The organism is Mesobacillus sp. LC4, from assembly GCF_053543455.1.
In genome coordinates this window covers 261,479-278,513 of sequence record NZ_JBGCUB010000005.1, presented here as the reverse complement: position 1 = coordinate 278,513, position 17,035 = coordinate 261,479, and the positions used below count along the sequence as shown (strand labels likewise).

Below are 17,035 nucleotides of genomic sequence, written 5' to 3'. Positions count from 1 at the left end.
CTATCCTACTTAGTCTAATTACCATTAAATCAGTAGATGAAACGAGCAGATAACACCCTTTTTTCAATTTTTCTATTGTAATGAGAAAATCAGCAAAATAAAAATAAAAATGGAATACATTCGGCATGTATTCCAAATCTGCATATATTTAATGAAGCTTGTTCTTCGCTTTTTCGTCTTTAAGTTTTTCAGGTGTAACATCATTGCCTTCTGGATCCACTATGGTAACACCTTTAAGTGTATTAAGCATAGAAGACCGGAAAGACTGTAAATATTCTGCTCGAAGCTTCGTTTGTTCTTTTGCTTCTTCTTCTGTCAACTTAGATGATTTTGCTTTCCTTGCCAGTTCATTGATTCTAGCAATTTTATCACTTGATAGCATTGTAAAGCTCCTTTGTAAAAAATTACGTCAAATGTCATCTTACTAAAATTATTGAGATTTTACAAGAATAGAGCTTTTATTCGTCTGCTTCTATGTACTCAAGATATCGTCGGTTTACTGTTGCTTTGGATACATTATAACCGAATCCCCTTAGAGTAGCAGCGATCTCCGCAAATGTCAGCCCATTATTGCGCAGCCTGACAATTTCCTCAATCGGCATCTCTTTTCGTTCCCGGCCCGAATGATCACCCTGATTTTTTAGATTGCGCTGGGGTTTGTATCCGTGTTCAATCGCTCGTTTCATGCCCCTTTTGATCTTAATGTTATGGATTTTCCTTTGATACTCTTCGACCATACTGACAATTTGGAGCACCATGGAATCTGATTCTGAAAGTTGCAGCTCCCCACTATGTGAGACACTATATAATTTCACATTTTCTTTAAGGATACAATGCAAAATCGCAACTTTTGCATTTCCTCTTCCAAGTCTCGTTTCATCCTGGATCAGCAGTGCCCCTATATTTTTATCCTTAATCAATTCCAGCAGCTCAAGTATCCCTTCTCTTTCAAGATCATAACCGCTGGCCTGTTCTTTAATGATACTGGCTACTTCAAAGCCATAACTGCCTGCCAGGCGAAGCAGCTCTTCTTCCTGCCTCGCAAGAGAAGTTTCCTGTGTTTCTTTCGTTGTACTTACACGGCAATAAATGATTGCTTTCATGTTGTCACCTTATTCTGTTCCAATCTACTTTCCTGCACCGGCAATTTGAGTAGGTTCAATCTGTTCAGCCACAACAGGGATTACCAGCTCGTCACCCGGATAGACCATTTCACCGACAATTCCATTTTCTTTTTCTACCCAGCTTACAAATTCATTTTCAGATAAATTGTGTTCGTTGGCAAATGATTCAGCAATCTTCCATAATGTTTGCCCTTCTTCTATAGTAACAGTTATGTAAGCATCTTCGTTATTTAATTGAGCTTTAGCCACGAATGTGAAGACTAAGCTGACAGCAAGCAAGATCATTCCATATGAATAGTTTTCCCATAGTTTTTTCATTTCGACACCCCTTAACGAATGTATGTTCGGTTTATTGATTTCATTATAAATCGAACGTTTGTTTTGTGTCAACTCAAAAATTCGAACTTATGTTTGTATCCGTGGAAAAGACATGGTATAATTAGGACAAGAAAAATATACGAGGTGCGTGAATATGACAAAGTTATCTAAGCGGCAACAAGATATATTTGAATTCATAAAAGGCGAAGTCAAGAAAAAAGGGTATCCGCCATCCGTACGTGAAATAGGCGAAGCAGTTGGACTTGCCTCTAGCTCCACTGTCCATGGGCACCTTGCCAGACTTGAGAGCAAAGGCTTGATTCGACGCGATCCTACTAAGCCGCGTGCAATAGAAATTCTCGAAATAGAAGATGATGCACGTATTCCAAAGTATAATGTCGTTAATGTTCCTGTCGTTGGTAAAGTAACAGCGGGTATGCCGATTACCGCCATTGAAAATGTTGAAGAGTACTTCCCTCTCCCAGATCGCCTTGTTCCGCATGATGAGCAGGTTTTCATGCTTGAAATCATGGGTGACAGTATGATCGAAGCGGGCATCCTTGATGGGGACTATGTGATTGTTAAGCAGCAAAAGACTGCTAATAATGGAGATATTGTAGTAGCGATGACTGAAGACGATGAAGCAACAGTAAAGCGCTTCTTTAAGGAAAAGGATTATTTCCGGCTGCAGCCGGAAAACCCAACGATGGATCCAATTATCCTTCGTAATGTATCCATTCTCGGTAAAGTCATTGGTGTCTACCGCCATATGCATTAAAAAAAGCAAGCGTCTTCGCTTGCTTTTTTTATTATCTATAAAGCTTTTAAGCTGTACATATATGAAACTAGCACATTTATAAAAAAACTAGTTAGAAACCCTAACAACTTGTCCGTCTCCACATAAGATATTGTGTAAGTATCTTTCAAGTTGGAAAGGAGTTGAGTTTCTAATGGGATACAATCGTAATGACAATGATGTTGCAGGCGTATTTTATCCTAACCGTGACAGGGACAGAGTCAGGGCAACTGTTGATTTTGATGACCTCTGCCGTGCTGTGCGCCGTTGTATTATCGAGGATTTGGTAGCTGGCGCTCGGGATGATCGGGATGACGATCGTGACCGCCGCCACAGAAAGTGCGGTTGCAGAAACTAACTAAAAAAATCCCGAAAGGTTTTGACCTTTCGGGATTTTTCTATTTCCACTGAATGGATTGAACAGGTAGCACATCTTTTAAAACTTCAAAGTATGCAGCATTTTGATTTTGAGTTAACCAAATGTGCACGGTACCGCTGTCTTGATTCGTTCTGATCAACCTTCCCATTCCTTGTCTTAGGCGAAGGAGCATATATGGAAGATCTACCTCTTGACCGGGATTTTGCGCATGTTTTCTTTTCGCCTGGAAGACCGGGTCATGAGGCGGGAATGGCAAGGAAGAAATGATAACTTGAACCAATGACTCTCCTGGCACATCCAGTCCTTCCCACAGATTGTAGGAACATAAAACGGTCACAGTGTCTGTCTGGAATTCCTTTACCGTTTCACTAATTTCACGGTCACCCTCAAACAAAATAGGGAAGCTCCACTCATGTTTTTCAGTCCAATCGCGGAATCGTTCCATTTCCTGCATAGTAGAGAATAGTATAAGAGAGCTGCCATTACTGCTTCTAACGTCATCCCCTATTTTCTCCCACTTCTTCATTTCATCATCCTCAATGTGTGCCACCAATTCCATTTGCTCTTCATAATCAAATGGAGACGCTACAGTAAATGATGAGTACTTCTCAATCCCGAGGCTCTTCGCTATATAGCTGAAATCTCCGGCCTGAGACAAGGTAGCTGAAGAAAATACAAACGGGATACTTTGGGAAAATACTTCTTTTTTCAGAATATCCTCAACCAGCCTCGGCATGATGACAAGTGAAGTTTGTACTTCATTTTCTTCAAGCCAGAAAATCCCTTCGTCGTTCTTCAAGAAAATTGAAAGACCATATGCGAAAAACTCCAGATATTCTTCCATGATTTTCAAATGATATTCGTCGATCAGGAACATTTCTGCGTCAAAGACGAGCTGGTCCATTAAATCGCTAACCTTTTTCTCGAGAGTTTCCGCTGTTTTCCTGATACTTGATAGCATTGGTACTTCTTTTCGATTAGATCCTTCTATCGCCGAGGAGTTCTCAACTAAAAGGTCAAACCATGCATCATGCAGCTCCAAAATATCTTCTATTAAATAAAGAGACTCCTCTCGGACGTCCTGGTGCATATACCCCGTAAGCACAGTGGTCAAGGTTTGTGAGTTGAATCTGTATGTTAATCCCTTTTGCGCTGCGAATTCAAGCAAATGCCCCTCATCAAAAATCACCGTACTAGCATCTGGAAGCAATGGCATCTGCCCTTCCCGTTTACGGGATTCTTTCGTCCATACATGCTCCATATAAAAGTCATGCGAACAAATGATCAAATCCCCTGCATGGCGGTAATAGTCACGGTTCAAGGTTTGGCCGCAGCGATGGCGCCAGCTGCATGTTGAGCATTGCTGAAGCGGGTCCCAAGCCATTGATGACCATTTTTCATTCGTGACCCATGGGTATTCCTTTCGGTCTCCATAGCGAGAAAAAGCATTCATTGAAATTCCTTCATCAAAGATGAAATCCGGAAGCCGGTCATGGACATCAAGGATTTCCGTGTCGCTTGATGTATTTGATAGATCATCAAGCTTCTTTACACAAACATACTGCTCTCTTGCCTTTGCCAGACGGACATCGACCTTCAGTCCCAGCGCCTTTTCAAGTTTCTCAATATCGCCGCCTTCTTTAACGAGCTGCTCGATCAGCGTCTCATCTGAGCAGGAGACAATCGCTGGCTTTCCCATGTATCTTGCGTATAGAATGGCATAAATAAGATATACGAATGTTTTACCGGTTCCTACACCCGCTTCTGCGAAAACAATCCCTTTATTCTTAAAGGCTTGCTCCACCTGGAAGGCCATATAAATCTGTTCATCACGCAGTTCATAGCCTTTTTCAGGCAATATATCATAAAAGACATCACCAATATAATCCCCTAACAAATCAAAGAAGGTATCATTCTTGGTAATGGTAAATGGAAGGTTATTTTTCATTAAAGTTCTCCTCGAGAATATTAGTTCTGGCAAAAAAGCCAGCTTTTATCATAACAGATAATCAGTCATTTAGTGAAAGAATTGAAATATAAAATATAGGCAAAAATAACAATTCCATTTTCAGGAATTAACTGTTAAAATAATCCTAATTCTAGTGAAGGGGAGTTCTAATGAAAGCAAAACAAGTCATCTACATTCAATTTGCTCTCATTGCTTTACTGATTCTAATTACTATTTTTCAGTACAATAGAATTACAGATTTTAAGAGTGAGTTAGGTTACACTTTTCAACGGACTGTAAGGGATACCCTATTTCTGCTGGAATATGATGGCGATCCAAATATTTGGATCAAAAACTTGCAAGAAAAAAATGGGGAATTTGCATTAGCTTCTCACATTGGAGAATTAACTCGCCTAAGCAGACAATACCATATGATGAATGGGAAAATATCAATGATAGGAGTAATGCTAGATTCGCTGGCTGATGAATACCATCAACTAGCTGTAAATAAAGAAAATAATGTGGATTACTCTCAGAACAAAGAAGAAGTTAATCGCAAAAAAGACTTCCTCATTCCATTATTAAATAAAGTAGACTCAATATCCGGTGAAAACGAAAGAAAATATTATAAAGAATTCACTGACTCGGAATCTAAAACGTCAAACCTTGTGTGGAGGGAGTACAAGAAATATGAAAGAGAAGATTGATTACGTCATTCGCAAAGAAGAAACAGTTGATTTCACTGGGATTAGAGAAATCAATCTACAGGCTTTTGGGAATGGAGAAAATGAAGCTAATTTAATTGAACTTATTCGTAATTCGGAGAACTTTATCCCTGACTTAAGCCTCGTGGCGGCTAAGGGTGATGGTGAAATAATCGGACATATACTTTTTAGCATCATCCATCTTATTACCGATCAAGGAACAGTTCCAACTCTAGGTCTTGCACCAATGGCCGTGAAACCAGATTTTCAATATAGCGGGATCGGTTCTGCTCTTGTCAATGAAGGAATCAAGGCTTGCAAGGCTTTTGGATATGATCATGTATTTGTTCTGGGCCATCCGAACTTTTACCCTCGTTTTGGCTTTTCACCATCCAGCGAATTTGGGATTAAAGCCCCTTTCCCTGTGCCTGACGAAGTTTTCATGGCTCTTGAGCTAAAAGAAGGCTCATTAACAGGTTTACAGGGAAAAATTGAGTATCCGCTTGCTTTTAATGCAGTGAGTTGATTTTTTCGTACTAAAAAGTGAGGTGAAATGGATTAATTCCTTTTCTCCTCACTTTTTTTGCATTAGATCATAAAAGGTTATACCAATAGCCAACCCTAAGGGTATTCCAAAGTCCAGAAAACCAAGCCTATCTGGTCTAAAAAAATAGTTTAAAGTCCATGTTACCACCATTAAGAATACAAACGTTCCCACGAATTTCAATATCCTTATTTTTATGTCCGTTGCAGTTAATTTCCTAATGTTCATAACAATCATAAACATTTGAAAGAGCGCAAAAAAAAGCAAGAATAAAACAAACCCGATTACAAATCCTAAGGAATATGGCGTATCTTTATCTGTTACTATGATGTACATCGTAACAATCAGGCCTATCAGGAACATAAGATAAAGAGTGATTGTAATCCACTTTAGTTTTTTAGTGTTCAATGCAATTCCCCTATTCCGCGGAAAGCAATTCAGATTCAAGAAGATCAACCTGTTCTTTATCTGTTAACCTCCCATAACCCTCATTTTCTTTTTCGCTGACAATCGTAGCCGTTTCGCCTTCAAACCAAATCCGATATTGGTACAATCTTTCCGGCATATTCTTTTCTTCTCGGATGAAGAATGTCGCTAGTATATCCTCTTTCCTGGACATTTCAGCTTCTGTTCTTGGTGACCATTTGACTTCATCAAAGGCTTTCTGGATTTTCATCAGCCTTTCCTTTGAGGTAATGATCTTTTCTTCCCCATTATTTATGCCCTCTTCAGTCAGTATTTGCACATCGATTCTGGTCAACTCAGGTTCATAATTAGCACAGCCTGTTCCAAAAAGAATAAAAACAAATAAGCCAATAATAAATTTTCTCATCTCAATCTCCAATTCTATTCATATAACTAGTTTTTCTGGAAATCAATCAGTTGATAGTTTTCTTCAGACATTTCTTCAAGGGAAGTAATCACTGCAAGGAACCGATTGTACAAAATCTGGATTTCTGGCTGTTGGTCTACTGAAGAAACAGTGTCAGTATAGCTCTTCTTATTCTGATAAAAATGGATTTCCTGCCAGATTTCCTTATCGTCCTTGCATTGCAAAAACAAAGTCTGTTTCTGGATAAAACTTGAATACATTCGTTCGGCCTCATTTTGTATTTCGAGGTATTCCTGCTCCTTACCCGGCTTTAAGCGGTATCTAAATATTTTTACAAACATGTTCCTACCTTCTATCTTTATTTACTTAGTTGAAGACGAATCCAATAGCGCAGCATCCCTTTACATCATTCATATAAATCTCCCATATTGTTGGTTAAGGGCACATTGTTTTCCTGCAGTTTCTCCATGATTTTAAATTTATTGTTCTGTACCTTGGTGTTATAGGGCAGTTCGACTACTTCTCCAGATTTAGTGATCAAAGTCAGATGGTCAAGGACTGTTACTCCGTTGCTCTTCACGAAAATCTCATTCGCTTCTTTAATATCGTTCCAATAGTAAGAGTCAATTGTGTTGAACGTTTTATGGTCATTAAAATGCATACCCTCATTATCAAGGTAGTAATAATTAGACACACCAAACAGGAAAAATGGAATGCTTCCTAAGATAAGGAGGAGAGATACCCACTTTAGCCCTTTCCAATCAAACTTCCACCGTAAAAATAAATGCAGCAATAAAGTTACCGCGACCCAAAGCATCCCAATCATGAAAAGTATATAAGCAGAAGGTGGCGAAACGTAAAACCATTTATCAGCTGACAGATAAAGATAATCCTGTATAAAATAAACGAAAACGAGTGGCATGAACAAACTGCTGATGATTATTATAATCGCTGATACGAGGATTAAATACGAGGTATTCTCTGAAATGAAACTTAAACGCGACATAACCTTTCCCCCTTTTTGCTTTATATTAAGTACTACGCAAATTAGGGGAGAAGGTTTCAAATAATCTGACTATTCGCACACCCAAACGTTCATTGATTCTTAAAAATGCCTTTCCATTGGCTCCTTACTATGTGTGTAGCCATTCCTTCTATAAAACTCAATGCCTGTATCACTGGGCCAGACGATGATGAATTCGAACTTGTTTTCCTCAGCCCAATCATTGACACATGATATCAGCTTGCTGCCTATCCCTTTTCCCCTATGTCCGAGAACAGTATATACATTTGTCATATAAGCAAACGGATTTGTGGTCCTGCCTGGACGCGGGACCTTCTGAATCAATTCAATATAGATATGGGAAACGATTTCCCCGTTATTTTCGGCAACCCAAACAAACCACTTCTCGCTCTGTATCGCAGTTTCGAGGAACTCTCTGCATTCTTTTTCAAAGGAAGCATACTCCACACCCTCTCCCATTTCAGGGTAATCTTCAAGCGTGAAATCCCATCTCATTCTAATTAATTGATCAATATCACTCTTCTTAGCTATTCGAAATTCCATATGATCCTCCTACTTTTAAAAATGAAGCTAAGTCACTGTGTACTGTTAACTCGTAGACTTCATCTTTCTCACCATAAAATAACTCAGTCCAAAGGGGACCAATGGAACAAGAGCCAAAACCCTAAACCAATTCTCGGCTCCCAAAAAATAGAGAGACGGTAGAGTCACAGCAAGCCCGCTCATAAGGAGAAGCTTCCATGATTTAGCTATAAAGCCTCCAATTAACAGGAAGCCAAACGCTACGACTAACAGCCAAAATATTGTTCCAGCCATGCATCATCCTCCTAAAATACTTCATGAGTGTTTTTCTTCAGTGCACCCAAATCATAAAGAATAGCTGCATCACTATTTTCACACCACATTTCTTTTACTTTGGATCCTTCAAATACGAAGATCATAATACCGGTCTCTTTAACACGTTGATTTCCTGACGGTATATCAAACCAGCCACCTTTATATGTCATCCATCCGGTGTAGCGCACCACCAGCTTATTGTTCTGTTCAATCAAATCCTCAAGTACCCATTCATCATCATGAAATACAGAGCGATACCATTTCATGAAATCAACCATCGAGTCCCTTGTATTTTCACCATTTCGCGAATGGTAAACAAAGTCCAATGTGGTAAGTTCCTCAATCACATTAAGATTCCCCTGTGTAAAATATTTACTGAACCATTTTTCAACCACTAATCTCTTATCCAGACTAATCATATTCCCACCCCTAAAATCATCGTAATCACTTGTCCAGCAGCCATAGGCCACCAATATTAATCCCGCTGAATTCCTTTACATTGCCGTCTTCATCTTTCAGGATCAGCTCTCCTCGGGCAAAAAGCAGATACCAATCAAATGAAAAGTCTTGTATCGAGTATATTTTAACTTCAGTCTTTACTTTATCCTCTACTACAATCTCAGCGACTTTCACACACTCTATTCGCAAACATTTGTACTCAGTATGATCACTGATATGATTGATAAACGATTTTTGATGGGTCGGTACACCAGCTCCTAAAAATATCAAAAGAATCAAAATGATACTGATTAGGTATGACAAGTTAAACTGATGCTCCACCAGCAAGATCCATAAAGCAACTGCAGAGCAAAAACTAATCCATAAAAGCCAACCTACATCAAAAAACATATTAGCAAGAAAAGAGTTTACAGCAAGGAAGATCAAATAACGAATTACATTGGCAACTGGACGGGCTTTCATCTTTTCGTCTATTTCCTGCTCCAATTCAAGAGTCTTTTTGCTAATAAAAAGGTGATAGATCGAGTATAAAATTGCAATGGCCATACCTATGCTAGAAATAACTAAAGAGCCTTCATCCAAAAAATCCACCCCCAACCGAAAAATTTCAACGCCCTAAAAACTAATTTTGAACCACCGGCCATGGCCATCGGTCTCCCCGACTGTGTTCAAGCTTTCCTTACGATCTAGATAATAATCCATATGTAGCTTTGCATCATAAATATTATTGTATATATGAAAAATTGTCCTTCGTTTTCCAATTTCTTTTATGTACTCCAGCAACTTCTCCTTTGTATCCACAGACATTTGATTAGCAACATGGGTATGAAATACACAAATCACCTGGTCTCCCGGAATGTCGCTTGCCAGGGACCTGAGCATCTCCACTCCATCACCTTCTATTAAACGTAATGTTTGATTGCTCACATAGCTTGCCGCTTTTTCAAATAACTTCCGTCTTTCAAAGTGTTCTGGCCAGATCAATGCCTTTAGCCATAAATAATCCTCTGGATTTCTAACATCATTTATATGCAGGTCGACTCCTGTTCTTGTTGCAACATCAAAATGGTGCAATGGATCCAGGATCGATTTATCTCCTCTTACTTCTGACCTCAGGTGAACTTCCGAATGAGAACTACCGAAATTCTCAACTGTGCCATATGTATAACTATATTTGTCAACAAATAACTGCAGGCCTGCACTCGTTCCGATTTCAATCAATGCCAATGGCTTTTGGGTCAAGTGAGAAATGCGGCTGAAAATAGGATAGAGGTAAGAACAGCGCCTAACCTCATTTGTCTGGACGATTTTACTTTTTATCAACTCGATAATCTCAACAGAATATGTCCGGCAAAAATCAACGAAAAAAGGAAATGCTTCTTCTGCAGGAATAGGTTTTTCCGTCAAGCTTGGATAGAATCCTGCAAGAGGATGATTATATCCTCTCATTAATAGATAGTGTACAGCTCCAAAATATAGATTTGGGACAGGTTGTCCCTCTCTCGCTTTCCCTGCAAGATCAAGCATTGTATTGTCTTCAGCTATTTTTAAAGATAGGAATTCATATAGCGGACTTGAGCCATTGCATTCATGAACCGCAAATCTTTTAAACTTCATAGCAAGACCTTCAGTCATAATCATCATCACCTATTCCTTATATATAAAACCTTGATGCTCATTAGAATCATATAAACAGTTAGCACAGCTGCCATCACAAGGAATAAATAGTTACCTATTATTATCTTCGTAGGGTTCTCCTGGGGACTCACTAATCCTAATTCAAACGGAAAAGCATCATCCAATGGTGTCAACCAGGTGTTCTGTTCAATGATCGGCAGCGGAAGTCCAAGTCTGTGCCTTGTCAAGTCATAATCAGAGGTTACAACGGCAGAGTCAAAGAAAGGAGTTATAGAAATACCGATCCAGCCAATCAAAAAAGATATGGCAAATAATCTGTAACGTTTTAACATATTAGTCCCACCATAAAGACAATTTTCTTGTGCCTTTGATTTCTCCCATCAAATCATGGATGCTTCCCGTCCCCTGATCTACAAGGTCAGGACAGAATTCAGCAATTTCTCTGGCAAACGCCTTTAGCTCTTTGCCATTAGGTAAAACTTCAAATTCCATTTCCACCCAATCGTAATCAGCGCCGATGATGGTAAATGGGTAAATTCCATAATATTCCTTTAATTTAGAAATAACACTTCTATTGCTAATATCGTAATTATCTCCGTTCGTCTGCTGAATCTTCAGGATTTCAAACTGATCTGATCCAGGGATTATGGCTACTTTTTCCCGATTGGAATCGCATATAAAGGCCAAATAGTTTATTGCCTTAAGTTCCTCCCTTAGTCTTAAAGCCAGCATTTCCGTCTCATCTTGTTTGGATTTCGCACAAATCCCTGCCATTTCAACAGGTTTTTCTGTATTCAATTCTTGTTTGTAAAATGGAATAAACTGGCCATTATAATGCTTTTTCACGATTGTCATTGCCTCTTCTGAAATACTGCATTCTTCAATCTTGATTCCGGCTTCCTTACTTTTGCCGTAAGATAATAACTTTTTCCAATTCATTGCCCATCACCTGCAGATTTTTTCAACAATTCAAAATATGAAATGACCAGATCGGCCTTTTCTTCAGGTCTGAGCTTTTCCAAGTAAAAATCCTCAGCTTTCCAGTATCTGTTTCTGAACTTTTCTATATTCTGCTGAGTTTGACTGTTTTCCCTGTCAAACCTAGCATCTCGGGGACAGTCTATAAAAACGGTATAATCTAGATACGATTTCCATTCTTCTCTCTGAAGGAAAATCCCTTCGACGATGATGATCTCTTTATCAGCCAAATTCAAGGTCTTATCATTATACAGATCCTTTTCATTATCATAATAGGGCAATTCAATTTCTTCAGAGTGAATCAGATTTTCAAACAATGTTTTCCTTAGCCACTCTATATCCCACTGTAAATAATAATACTCATGCCATTCCTCGCAGCCAGTATTGTATCTTTTGGATCTTTCAACAATGTGGTCATCCAGATGAATTGCAATGCCCTCAATCTCTCTTTCCGAAAGCATAGAAAGTAGCATATTCGTTAAAGTTGTCTTCCCTGACCTGCTGAGACCATCTATGCCAAGAATAAATCGTTTATTTTGACGAACATCCAGATTGATTTGTCTCAATAATTTATTTAATGCTTCCATCTGAGCAACCTCACACCTCAACTTTGTAAAACATCTTTACTTATTCGCTAAATCAGCATTCATTTCCTTTTTCAGGCAAAAATAATACCGCCTCGTACCGGCAGCATCATTTAAGCTGGATTTTACTCGATATCTTCTCTACTTCTCCTAAATGATTAGCCATTTTCCGTCTCTGGAAATAGCCCCTTCCACATTTATAACAAACATTGGTACCCTCCAGTTCAATTCCTTTTTCTATATTAATTACTCTTATTTAAATGAATTCTTTATGACAATAGGCCTGTAACTTTTTACAAAGGTCTCAAATATTAAAATTTACCAAAAAGTTACACATAGTTTTTACCATTAAAATATACTGAAAATTCGATAAATTTACACATGCTTTTCCATCATTACTACTTGTATAATAGTAATACACCTAGAGATACCAAAGGTCGACCAACAAAAATCTGGACTTTAGGAGAGTGATCAATTTGTTAGAAAACATTATTTTCGCAATGGTCATCGGTGGATTTGTTGGACTGACAGCTCATGTTAGAAAACGAGGCAAGATCATCATGCCTCGAAGAACAAAAAAGTTCATCTACCTTGGTTTCTTGGAAGAGATCCTAACAGGTTCATTAGCTGCCGCACTTTTGGTGGTCTCTTCCGAAGCTGATTCACTGCTAAGAGTTTTTTTGATGTCAATCATGGCTGGCTTTGGGGGTGATGCCTTACTAAGAGGACTGGAATTATTTCGAATAGGAAACAGTAGTCAGGTCAGGGAGGATATTGGGAATGAAAAGACCAACACCTCAGCCTAAAAGAAAGAAGTTTGCTAAAGACATTGGTCAAGCAGCTTCCAAAGTGCTTGTTTTTTTTTGATGAAAAAGAAGTTGGGAAACTTATAAACCAACTCCTTCCCCTCAAACATTTCCCTTCCTATAAATAAATCCCTTTTTAAGCGATAACCGGAATATTGATGATCAGTTCAGGTTCATCAGTTAAAGGATCAAAGTTTCCTGGATACTCTTCCAGATGCTCTACTTCACCCTGTTTTAATGAATAGCCATTCTGTTTGATCCATGCGTACAAGCCTGTATATGCTTCATGCACTGCTGTCCCCTTATATTCTGTACTGGCAAAAGCATAGGCCGGTACCGTAATTAATTCCATTTCTTCCGGTATAGCCGTCGTATCTTCCACTTCCAATGCCAGATAATATGTAAATCCAGTTTCGTTGATGTGATAAGAAAGCCCAAGTATGTTTTCAGGATTTACAGCGCATTCTATTTCATTTCTTCTTTTGAGAAATTCCTTATGAAAGCCTTTAATTTCTCCCTTGGCGGCCTGTTCAAAAGTGCCGATCCATTTGACTCCTATAGCCTTGAATGATTCTTTCTTTACCAGCTTTGCTTCCATTTAAACCCTCTCCTTTTTTCATACATTTTTAGGACCAGCCAGGGAAAAGTAAGGTAAAAACAATGAGGAGAAACATGATGGACCTTAACCTTTTTCAGCTAATCAACAGACTTTCTGGGCGCGTATCACCGGTGGATCAACTGATGATCCTTATTTCTAATCGTGTGCGCTATGCTTATCTTTTGATTTTGATATTGATGCTGTTTAAAAACAGAATGAATAAACAAATTGCACTTGAAACAGGTATGTCAGTAGCCATTAGCTTCATTTTACACTTCTTCATCCATATATTGTATTTTAAACCTCGTCCTTTCATGAAGCGACGTGTCGGAATCCTTATTCCTTCAAAAATGGATTCTTCCTTCCCCAGCAAGCATACTATGCTCGCTTTTGCTGCTTCTACCACTGTAATGATGTTTCATCGAACCCTAGGTACAATCATGATGTGGATGTCAGCGCTAACCGGCTTCTCCCGCGTGTGGGTTGGTCACCACTATCCATTAGACATCATCGGAAGCGCTATTCTTGGCTCATTGACAAGTGTGGCAGCGCGTATCATTTCATTCAGTAAATTCGGGACGAAACCTGAAGCCAACTAACAACCTCATCAGTTAGAACGGACACTTTTCCTGGATTTCTTCCTATTTCTGTCCGTTATGGCATTGATGACGGACACTTTCCCAGAACTTACACTGATATTTGTACGCAGTATCAGTGAACCTCGGCCTTCAGGGTGTAGGCAGCCAACTGCTCCCCCCAAGGGGCTATTTCTGTCTCCGAAAATCCGGATTTCTTATAGGCAGCTCTTGCTCCTTCATTTTCCTTGTCATAGCCAATCATGATCAAAGGGATTCTGGATGTGTTCCCTCTCTTAATCTCTTCGATTACTAATTTTACTGCTGCACTGCCATATCCTTTTCCTTGATGCATTTCATCGATCATCAAGCGATAAATCCAATAGTTACCGTCATCTGGGTCTACTCCAAACATCGTAAACCCGACCATTTGGTCTCCTTCATAAATGCCACACGCAATGAACTGATCAAGAAATTGGACTTCTGCGATGGAATATAGGTTGGAGGCGATAAAATCCTTTTGCTTATCCTTCACCTTCAATTGGATGGCCTCTTCCCAGTTATCCTTCGTGATGAGTCGTAAAGTCAACTCCATAAAATATCCCCCTCCCCCTTCTACAAAATCATCATTCTAAACCGATGATGTTATTATAAAGACTGTATGTAAGCATTTAACTAATTTTACCATCTGATTTTCTATAAATAAATCAATTTATATGTAACTTTTGGTGATGTTAACTGTCTATGTTTTCCAGAGAGAGGGGGATGGAATGTCAGACCCAAGAATTGAATTATATGAGACCTACAAGAATGCTATTTTCTTGTACCTGTATCGCTCAACTTTAAATGAGCATATTGCCGAAGATCTTACTCAGGATACATTTTTAAAGGCCTTTCAATCACTTTCAAGCTTTCGTGGTGAGTCCTTATTAAAGACCTGGCTTTTTAAAATAGCAAGAAACACATATATCAATTTCAGCAAGAAGAAAGAAAACAAAATGGAATACCAATCGGATTTGATTGACCAGCAAAGATTTAATCAGCCAGATCCATACAAACGTTCAGATGATCAGCATCACATTGAGTTGACATTACTGAAGTTGCCGGAAAATTACAGAACGTATATCATCCTGCGAGATGTCAATGGCCTTTCATATGAAGAGGTTGCTGCCATAACAAACGAATCAATCGGACAGATGAAGGTTGGACTATACAGGGCCAGGAAAAAATTCAGGGAAATCTACCGTGAAATGGAGGCTAGAGAATGAAGTTGGAGCATGATGTTGTCCAGGATTTATATCCATTATATTTGGAAAATGATTTAAGTCCTTCGGTAAAAAAAGCAGTTGATGAACATTTGACTGAATGCGAGGCATGTAAGAATTTTTACGAAACAGGAGAGAAGTCATTTCCCATCAGCGAAATAGAAGAGCCTGCAGCACCACAATCACTCGATGAAAAAATTGTTCTAAGAATGAAACTGAATCGAGTTAGGATTATTTCTGTTGTTCTTGCGGCAATTATTTTTACGATGGTTTTCACAGATTATATCAATGAGCGTGAGCAATTGTTCAGGGCAGTAGATGAATACTATGCTTCCATCGACCACTTTACCGGGGCATTTGAAATGATAAAAAATAAGGAGCAAATTACTCTTGATCCGTTCCAGCAGCTAAGTCACGAGTTTTTTGAAACCAATGCTAAACTAGAAGAGCACATGAACTTTATTGAGCAGAAGAGCCAGAACTCTACTGAGTTTAGTCTATCGCTTGACACCCAAAGACTGAACTCGATGGCCGAAGTCATGAAAATCCGCTATGAGCAGGGCAGATGGTCTGAAACAGATGAAGATGCCTTCAATGCGATTAAGAAATACTTTAGTGAACATCATGAAATCGTTGGTGAGCAGTATAGCAAAACTCACCATGGATACAGTTCATACCTGCATATTTTAGATGTAAAAAAGATGGATAAGTTTTACCAAAAAGTCAATACATTAACCTATAGCTATACTCGGTTTCATAAAATGCCAGATCAAGTGAAGCCGATGGCAGAGTCCGATTTAAAAAGCAAGATTGCTAAAGTTCTGGATCTTGATCAAAAAGAGATCAAGCTGAAGAAGGAAAGCCCGGTCAATGACATGTATGTCTACCATTTTGATATTGGCAATGGCTATGGTGGAGCTATTGATGCTATTACCGGGCAAATCACTGATTATATGGGTAATACCGGACCATTAAGTGATGACTCAATCATTGATCAAAAAGAGGCTGAAACCAAAGCCAGGTTTTACTTAGAAAGATTTTATGGCAAAGATATCAACCTTGAACTTGTGTCTTTAGGCTTTAATTTCAACTCGTTTGCAGATGACCCTCGATATAAGGTATACAGCTTCAAAGCTGTGCCTAAATTAGAGGGTTATACATTGTATACTCCTTTAGAAACCGAGACCATTTTACATTTGAATGCCAGGAATGGTGAACTTGAAAGCTTTGATCACAATCGTCATGTTCCTTCTTTTGAAACACTGGATCAAGTAGACCTCTCAGTTTCATCTGCCAATATTGAAGATCAACTGAAAGTAGTCATTTACTCAGCTTTGACAGGCAATTTCGAACTAGTCTACATGAAACCGGATTTAGAATACTTCCAGGAAGATAAATTCATTTCTGCCCAAACGGGACTCGAAGAAAAAATCTATATAGATGCATTTTAAAATTAAAGGCTGCCTGTAAAATGGCAGTCTTTTAATTTGTCCTATGTTCTTCCCTATCAAGGTCAAGGTTAAAAGCGGATTCCTACTTATCATAATATTATTCTTCATTCCGCCTATGGTGTGAGGAACCCTTCCTTACTTTTCCGTACTCAATCGCTCAACCTCTTTTTCCAGA

Annotated in this window: 26 protein-coding genes; 8 read left to right on the top strand and 18 right to left on the bottom strand. The window is 38.8% G+C overall.

What is annotated here, in order from left to right; translation table 11 throughout:
* Nucleotides 1–148: 148 nt before the first annotated feature.
* From AB5I83_RS16880 to yneA, 3 genes are all read right to left on the bottom strand, one after another.
* Nucleotides 149–382: a DUF896 domain-containing protein gene (locus AB5I83_RS16880; RefSeq protein WP_167832968.1), complete on the bottom strand. Its 234-nt coding sequence runs from the start codon at nucleotides 380–382 to the stop codon at nucleotides 149–151.
* 76 nt (nucleotides 383–458) lie between these two features.
* Nucleotides 459–1,103 (bottom strand): YneB family resolvase-like protein, encoded by a 645-nt coding sequence (locus AB5I83_RS16875; RefSeq protein ID WP_448976859.1) that lies wholly within the window; start codon nucleotides 1,101–1,103, stop codon nucleotides 459–461.
* A gap of 24 nt (nucleotides 1,104–1,127) precedes the next feature.
* Complete coding sequence (yneA, locus tag AB5I83_RS16870) at nucleotides 1,128–1,442, bottom strand: cell division suppressor protein YneA (RefSeq protein WP_448976857.1); 315 nt, start codon at nucleotides 1,440–1,442, stop codon at nucleotides 1,128–1,130.
* A gap of 154 nt (nucleotides 1,443–1,596) precedes the next feature.
* Here yneA and lexA point away from each other — a divergent pair, with 154 nt between their 5' ends.
* Together lexA and AB5I83_RS16860 are read left to right on the top strand one after the other, a co-directional pair.
* A complete protein-coding gene (gene lexA / locus AB5I83_RS16865) occupies nucleotides 1,597–2,220 on the top strand; it encodes a transcriptional repressor LexA (RefSeq protein ID WP_167832965.1) in 624 nt (207 codons plus the stop codon).
* Between the two features lie 172 nt (nucleotides 2,221–2,392).
* Nucleotides 2,393–2,596, top strand: coding sequence for a hypothetical protein (locus tag AB5I83_RS16860; RefSeq protein ID WP_448976855.1), 204 nt, complete (start codon nucleotides 2,393–2,395; stop codon nucleotides 2,594–2,596).
* 40 nt (nucleotides 2,597–2,636) lie between these two features.
* Here AB5I83_RS16860 and AB5I83_RS16855 read toward each other — a convergent pair whose 3' ends face one another.
* Nucleotides 2,637–4,565 carry an ATP-dependent DNA helicase gene (locus AB5I83_RS16855; protein ID WP_448976853.1) on the bottom strand — a complete coding sequence of 643 codons (1,929 nt, stop codon included), beginning with the start codon at nucleotides 4,563–4,565 and terminating at the stop codon, nucleotides 2,637–2,639.
* A gap of 170 nt (nucleotides 4,566–4,735) precedes the next feature.
* Here AB5I83_RS16855 and AB5I83_RS16850 point away from each other — a divergent pair, with 170 nt between their 5' ends.
* Complete coding sequence (locus tag AB5I83_RS16850; protein ID WP_448976851.1) at nucleotides 4,736–5,272, top strand: hypothetical protein; 537 nt, start codon at nucleotides 4,736–4,738, stop codon at nucleotides 5,270–5,272.
* Entirely contained in the window at nucleotides 5,256–5,795 is a 540-nt protein-coding gene (locus tag AB5I83_RS16845; RefSeq protein ID WP_448976849.1) for a GNAT family N-acetyltransferase, read from the top strand. Before AB5I83_RS16850 ends, AB5I83_RS16845 begins: the two co-directional genes overlap by 17 nt.
* Before the next feature lie 48 nt (nucleotides 5,796–5,843).
* Here the strand turns inward: AB5I83_RS16845 and AB5I83_RS16840 are convergent, their stop codons facing one another.
* The 12 genes from AB5I83_RS16840 to AB5I83_RS16785 form a co-directional block, all read right to left on the bottom strand.
* A complete protein-coding gene (locus tag AB5I83_RS16840) occupies nucleotides 5,844–6,221 on the bottom strand; it encodes a hypothetical protein (protein WP_448976847.1) in 378 nt (125 codons plus the stop codon).
* Between the two features lie 10 nt (nucleotides 6,222–6,231).
* Nucleotides 6,232–6,645 (bottom strand): hypothetical protein, encoded by a 414-nt coding sequence (locus AB5I83_RS16835; protein WP_448976845.1) that lies wholly within the window; start codon nucleotides 6,643–6,645, stop codon nucleotides 6,232–6,234.
* A 26-nt stretch (nucleotides 6,646–6,671) separates the two neighbouring features.
* Complete coding sequence (locus AB5I83_RS16830) at nucleotides 6,672–6,986, bottom strand: hypothetical protein (protein WP_448976843.1); 315 nt, start codon at nucleotides 6,984–6,986, stop codon at nucleotides 6,672–6,674.
* A gap of 65 nt (nucleotides 6,987–7,051) precedes the next feature.
* Nucleotides 7,052–7,651, bottom strand: a complete 600-nt coding sequence (locus AB5I83_RS16825) for a hypothetical protein (RefSeq protein ID WP_448976841.1) — start codon at nucleotides 7,649–7,651, stop codon at nucleotides 7,052–7,054.
* A 99-nt stretch (nucleotides 7,652–7,750) separates the two neighbouring features.
* Nucleotides 7,751–8,212: an N-acetyltransferase family protein gene (locus AB5I83_RS16820; protein WP_448976839.1), complete on the bottom strand. Its 462-nt coding sequence runs from the start codon at nucleotides 8,210–8,212 to the stop codon at nucleotides 7,751–7,753.
* A gap of 45 nt (nucleotides 8,213–8,257) precedes the next feature.
* Entirely contained in the window at nucleotides 8,258–8,485 is a 228-nt protein-coding gene (locus AB5I83_RS16815) for a hypothetical protein (RefSeq protein WP_448976838.1), read from the bottom strand.
* An 11-nt stretch (nucleotides 8,486–8,496) separates the two neighbouring features.
* Entirely contained in the window at nucleotides 8,497–8,925 is a 429-nt protein-coding gene (locus AB5I83_RS16810) for an ester cyclase (protein WP_448976836.1), read from the bottom strand.
* Nucleotides 8,926–8,950: 25 nt separating this feature from the next.
* Nucleotides 8,951–9,547 carry a hypothetical protein gene (locus AB5I83_RS16805; protein ID WP_448976834.1) on the bottom strand — a complete coding sequence of 199 codons (597 nt, stop codon included), beginning with the start codon at nucleotides 9,545–9,547 and terminating at the stop codon, nucleotides 8,951–8,953.
* A 33-nt stretch (nucleotides 9,548–9,580) separates the two neighbouring features.
* Complete coding sequence (locus tag AB5I83_RS16800; RefSeq protein ID WP_448977159.1) at nucleotides 9,581–10,606, bottom strand: DUF2332 domain-containing protein; 1,026 nt, start codon at nucleotides 10,604–10,606, stop codon at nucleotides 9,581–9,583.
* A 2-nt stretch (nucleotides 10,607–10,608) separates the two neighbouring features.
* Nucleotides 10,609–10,935 carry a hypothetical protein gene (locus AB5I83_RS16795; protein ID WP_448976832.1) on the bottom strand — a complete coding sequence of 109 codons (327 nt, stop codon included), beginning with the start codon at nucleotides 10,933–10,935 and terminating at the stop codon, nucleotides 10,609–10,611.
* A 1-nt stretch (nucleotide 10,936) separates the two neighbouring features.
* Nucleotides 10,937–11,542 (bottom strand): DUF4253 domain-containing protein, encoded by a 606-nt coding sequence (locus AB5I83_RS16790; protein ID WP_448976831.1) that lies wholly within the window; start codon nucleotides 11,540–11,542, stop codon nucleotides 10,937–10,939.
* The gene (locus AB5I83_RS16785; protein WP_448976829.1) at nucleotides 11,539–12,168 is read right to left on the bottom strand and encodes a kinase; all 630 of its coding nucleotides are present in this window, start codon (nucleotides 12,166–12,168) and stop codon (nucleotides 11,539–11,541) included. Before AB5I83_RS16785 ends, AB5I83_RS16790 begins: the two co-directional genes overlap by 4 nt.
* A 473-nt stretch (nucleotides 12,169–12,641) precedes the next feature.
* Here AB5I83_RS16785 and AB5I83_RS16780 point away from each other — a divergent pair, with 473 nt between their 5' ends.
* A complete protein-coding gene (locus tag AB5I83_RS16780) occupies nucleotides 12,642–12,971 on the top strand; it encodes a DUF4257 domain-containing protein (RefSeq protein ID WP_448976827.1) in 330 nt (109 codons plus the stop codon).
* Between the two features lie 136 nt (nucleotides 12,972–13,107).
* Here AB5I83_RS16780 and AB5I83_RS16775 read toward each other — a convergent pair whose 3' ends face one another.
* A complete protein-coding gene (locus tag AB5I83_RS16775) occupies nucleotides 13,108–13,569 on the bottom strand; it encodes a GyrI-like domain-containing protein (protein ID WP_448976825.1) in 462 nt (153 codons plus the stop codon).
* 74 nt (nucleotides 13,570–13,643) lie between these two features.
* On the opposite strand from AB5I83_RS16775, the gene AB5I83_RS16770 reads away from it, so the two are divergent.
* Entirely contained in the window at nucleotides 13,644–14,168 is a 525-nt protein-coding gene (locus tag AB5I83_RS16770) for an undecaprenyl-diphosphatase (protein ID WP_448976823.1), read from the top strand.
* Nucleotides 14,169–14,280: 112 nt separating this feature from the next.
* Here the strand turns inward: AB5I83_RS16770 and AB5I83_RS16765 are convergent, their stop codons facing one another.
* Nucleotides 14,281–14,739, bottom strand: a complete 459-nt coding sequence (locus AB5I83_RS16765; RefSeq protein ID WP_448976821.1) for a GNAT family N-acetyltransferase — start codon at nucleotides 14,737–14,739, stop codon at nucleotides 14,281–14,283.
* Between the two features lie 175 nt (nucleotides 14,740–14,914).
* On the opposite strand from AB5I83_RS16765, the gene AB5I83_RS16760 reads away from it, so the two are divergent.
* The gene (locus tag AB5I83_RS16760) at nucleotides 14,915–15,412 is read left to right on the top strand and encodes an RNA polymerase sigma factor (RefSeq protein ID WP_448976819.1); all 498 of its coding nucleotides are present in this window, start codon (nucleotides 14,915–14,917) and stop codon (nucleotides 15,410–15,412) included.
* Nucleotides 15,409–16,860, top strand: coding sequence for a zf-HC2 domain-containing protein (locus AB5I83_RS16755; RefSeq protein ID WP_448976818.1), 1,452 nt, complete (start codon nucleotides 15,409–15,411; stop codon nucleotides 16,858–16,860). The genes AB5I83_RS16760 and AB5I83_RS16755 overlap by 4 nt, the downstream gene beginning before the upstream one ends.
* Nucleotides 16,861–17,035 lie beyond the last annotated feature (175 nt).

Excerpts from the sequence above, each read along its gene's own strand:
- AB5I83_RS16825 (WP_448976841.1), bottom strand. The coding sequence starts at position 7,651 with ATGTCGCGTTTAAGTTTCATTTCAGAGAATACCTCGTATTTAATCCTC.
- AB5I83_RS16800 (WP_448977159.1), bottom strand. The coding sequence starts at position 10,606 with ATGATTATGACTGAAGGTCTTGCTATGAAGTTTAAAAGATTTGCGGTT.
- AB5I83_RS16765 (WP_448976821.1), bottom strand. The coding sequence starts at position 14,739 with ATGGAGTTGACTTTACGACTCATCACGAAGGATAACTGGGAAGAGGCC.
- AB5I83_RS16820 (WP_448976839.1), bottom strand. The coding sequence starts at position 8,212 with ATGGAATTTCGAATAGCTAAGAAGAGTGATATTGATCAATTAATTAGA.
- AB5I83_RS16810 (WP_448976836.1), bottom strand. The coding sequence starts at position 8,925 with ATGATTAGTCTGGATAAGAGATTAGTGGTTGAAAAATGGTTCAGTAAA.
- AB5I83_RS16850 (WP_448976851.1), top strand. The coding sequence starts at position 4,736 with ATGAAAGCAAAACAAGTCATCTACATTCAATTTGCTCTCATTGCTTTA.
- AB5I83_RS16785 (WP_448976829.1), bottom strand. The coding sequence starts at position 12,168 with ATGGAAGCATTAAATAAATTATTGAGACAAATCAATCTGGATGTTCGT.
- AB5I83_RS16760 (WP_448976819.1), top strand. The coding sequence starts at position 14,915 with ATGTCAGACCCAAGAATTGAATTATATGAGACCTACAAGAATGCTATT.
- AB5I83_RS16755 (WP_448976818.1), top strand. The coding sequence starts at position 15,409 with ATGAAGTTGGAGCATGATGTTGTCCAGGATTTATATCCATTATATTTG.
- AB5I83_RS16855 (WP_448976853.1), bottom strand. The coding sequence starts at position 4,565 with ATGAAAAATAACCTTCCATTTACCATTACCAAGAATGATACCTTCTTT.
- AB5I83_RS16835 (WP_448976845.1), bottom strand. The coding sequence starts at position 6,645 with ATGAGAAAATTTATTATTGGCTTATTTGTTTTTATTCTTTTTGGAACA.
- AB5I83_RS16860 (WP_448976855.1), top strand. The coding sequence starts at position 2,393 with ATGGGATACAATCGTAATGACAATGATGTTGCAGGCGTATTTTATCCT.
- AB5I83_RS16830 (WP_448976843.1), bottom strand. The coding sequence starts at position 6,986 with ATGTTTGTAAAAATATTTAGATACCGCTTAAAGCCGGGTAAGGAGCAG.
- AB5I83_RS16795 (WP_448976832.1), bottom strand. The coding sequence starts at position 10,935 with ATGTTAAAACGTTACAGATTATTTGCCATATCTTTTTTGATTGGCTGG.
- AB5I83_RS16775 (WP_448976825.1), bottom strand. The coding sequence starts at position 13,569 with ATGGAAGCAAAGCTGGTAAAGAAAGAATCATTCAAGGCTATAGGAGTC.
- yneA (WP_448976857.1), bottom strand. The coding sequence starts at position 1,442 with ATGAAAAAACTATGGGAAAACTATTCATATGGAATGATCTTGCTTGCT.
- AB5I83_RS16880 (WP_167832968.1), bottom strand. The coding sequence starts at position 382 with ATGCTATCAAGTGATAAAATTGCTAGAATCAATGAACTGGCAAGGAAA.
- AB5I83_RS16815 (WP_448976838.1), bottom strand. The coding sequence starts at position 8,485 with ATGGCTGGAACAATATTTTGGCTGTTAGTCGTAGCGTTTGGCTTCCTG.
- AB5I83_RS16875 (WP_448976859.1), bottom strand. The coding sequence starts at position 1,103 with ATGAAAGCAATCATTTATTGCCGTGTAAGTACAACGAAAGAAACACAG.
- lexA (WP_167832965.1), top strand. The coding sequence starts at position 1,597 with ATGACAAAGTTATCTAAGCGGCAACAAGATATATTTGAATTCATAAAA.
- AB5I83_RS16845 (WP_448976849.1), top strand. The coding sequence starts at position 5,256 with ATGAAAGAGAAGATTGATTACGTCATTCGCAAAGAAGAAACAGTTGAT.
- AB5I83_RS16790 (WP_448976831.1), bottom strand. The coding sequence starts at position 11,542 with ATGAATTGGAAAAAGTTATTATCTTACGGCAAAAGTAAGGAAGCCGGA.
- AB5I83_RS16770 (WP_448976823.1), top strand. The coding sequence starts at position 13,644 with ATGATGGACCTTAACCTTTTTCAGCTAATCAACAGACTTTCTGGGCGC.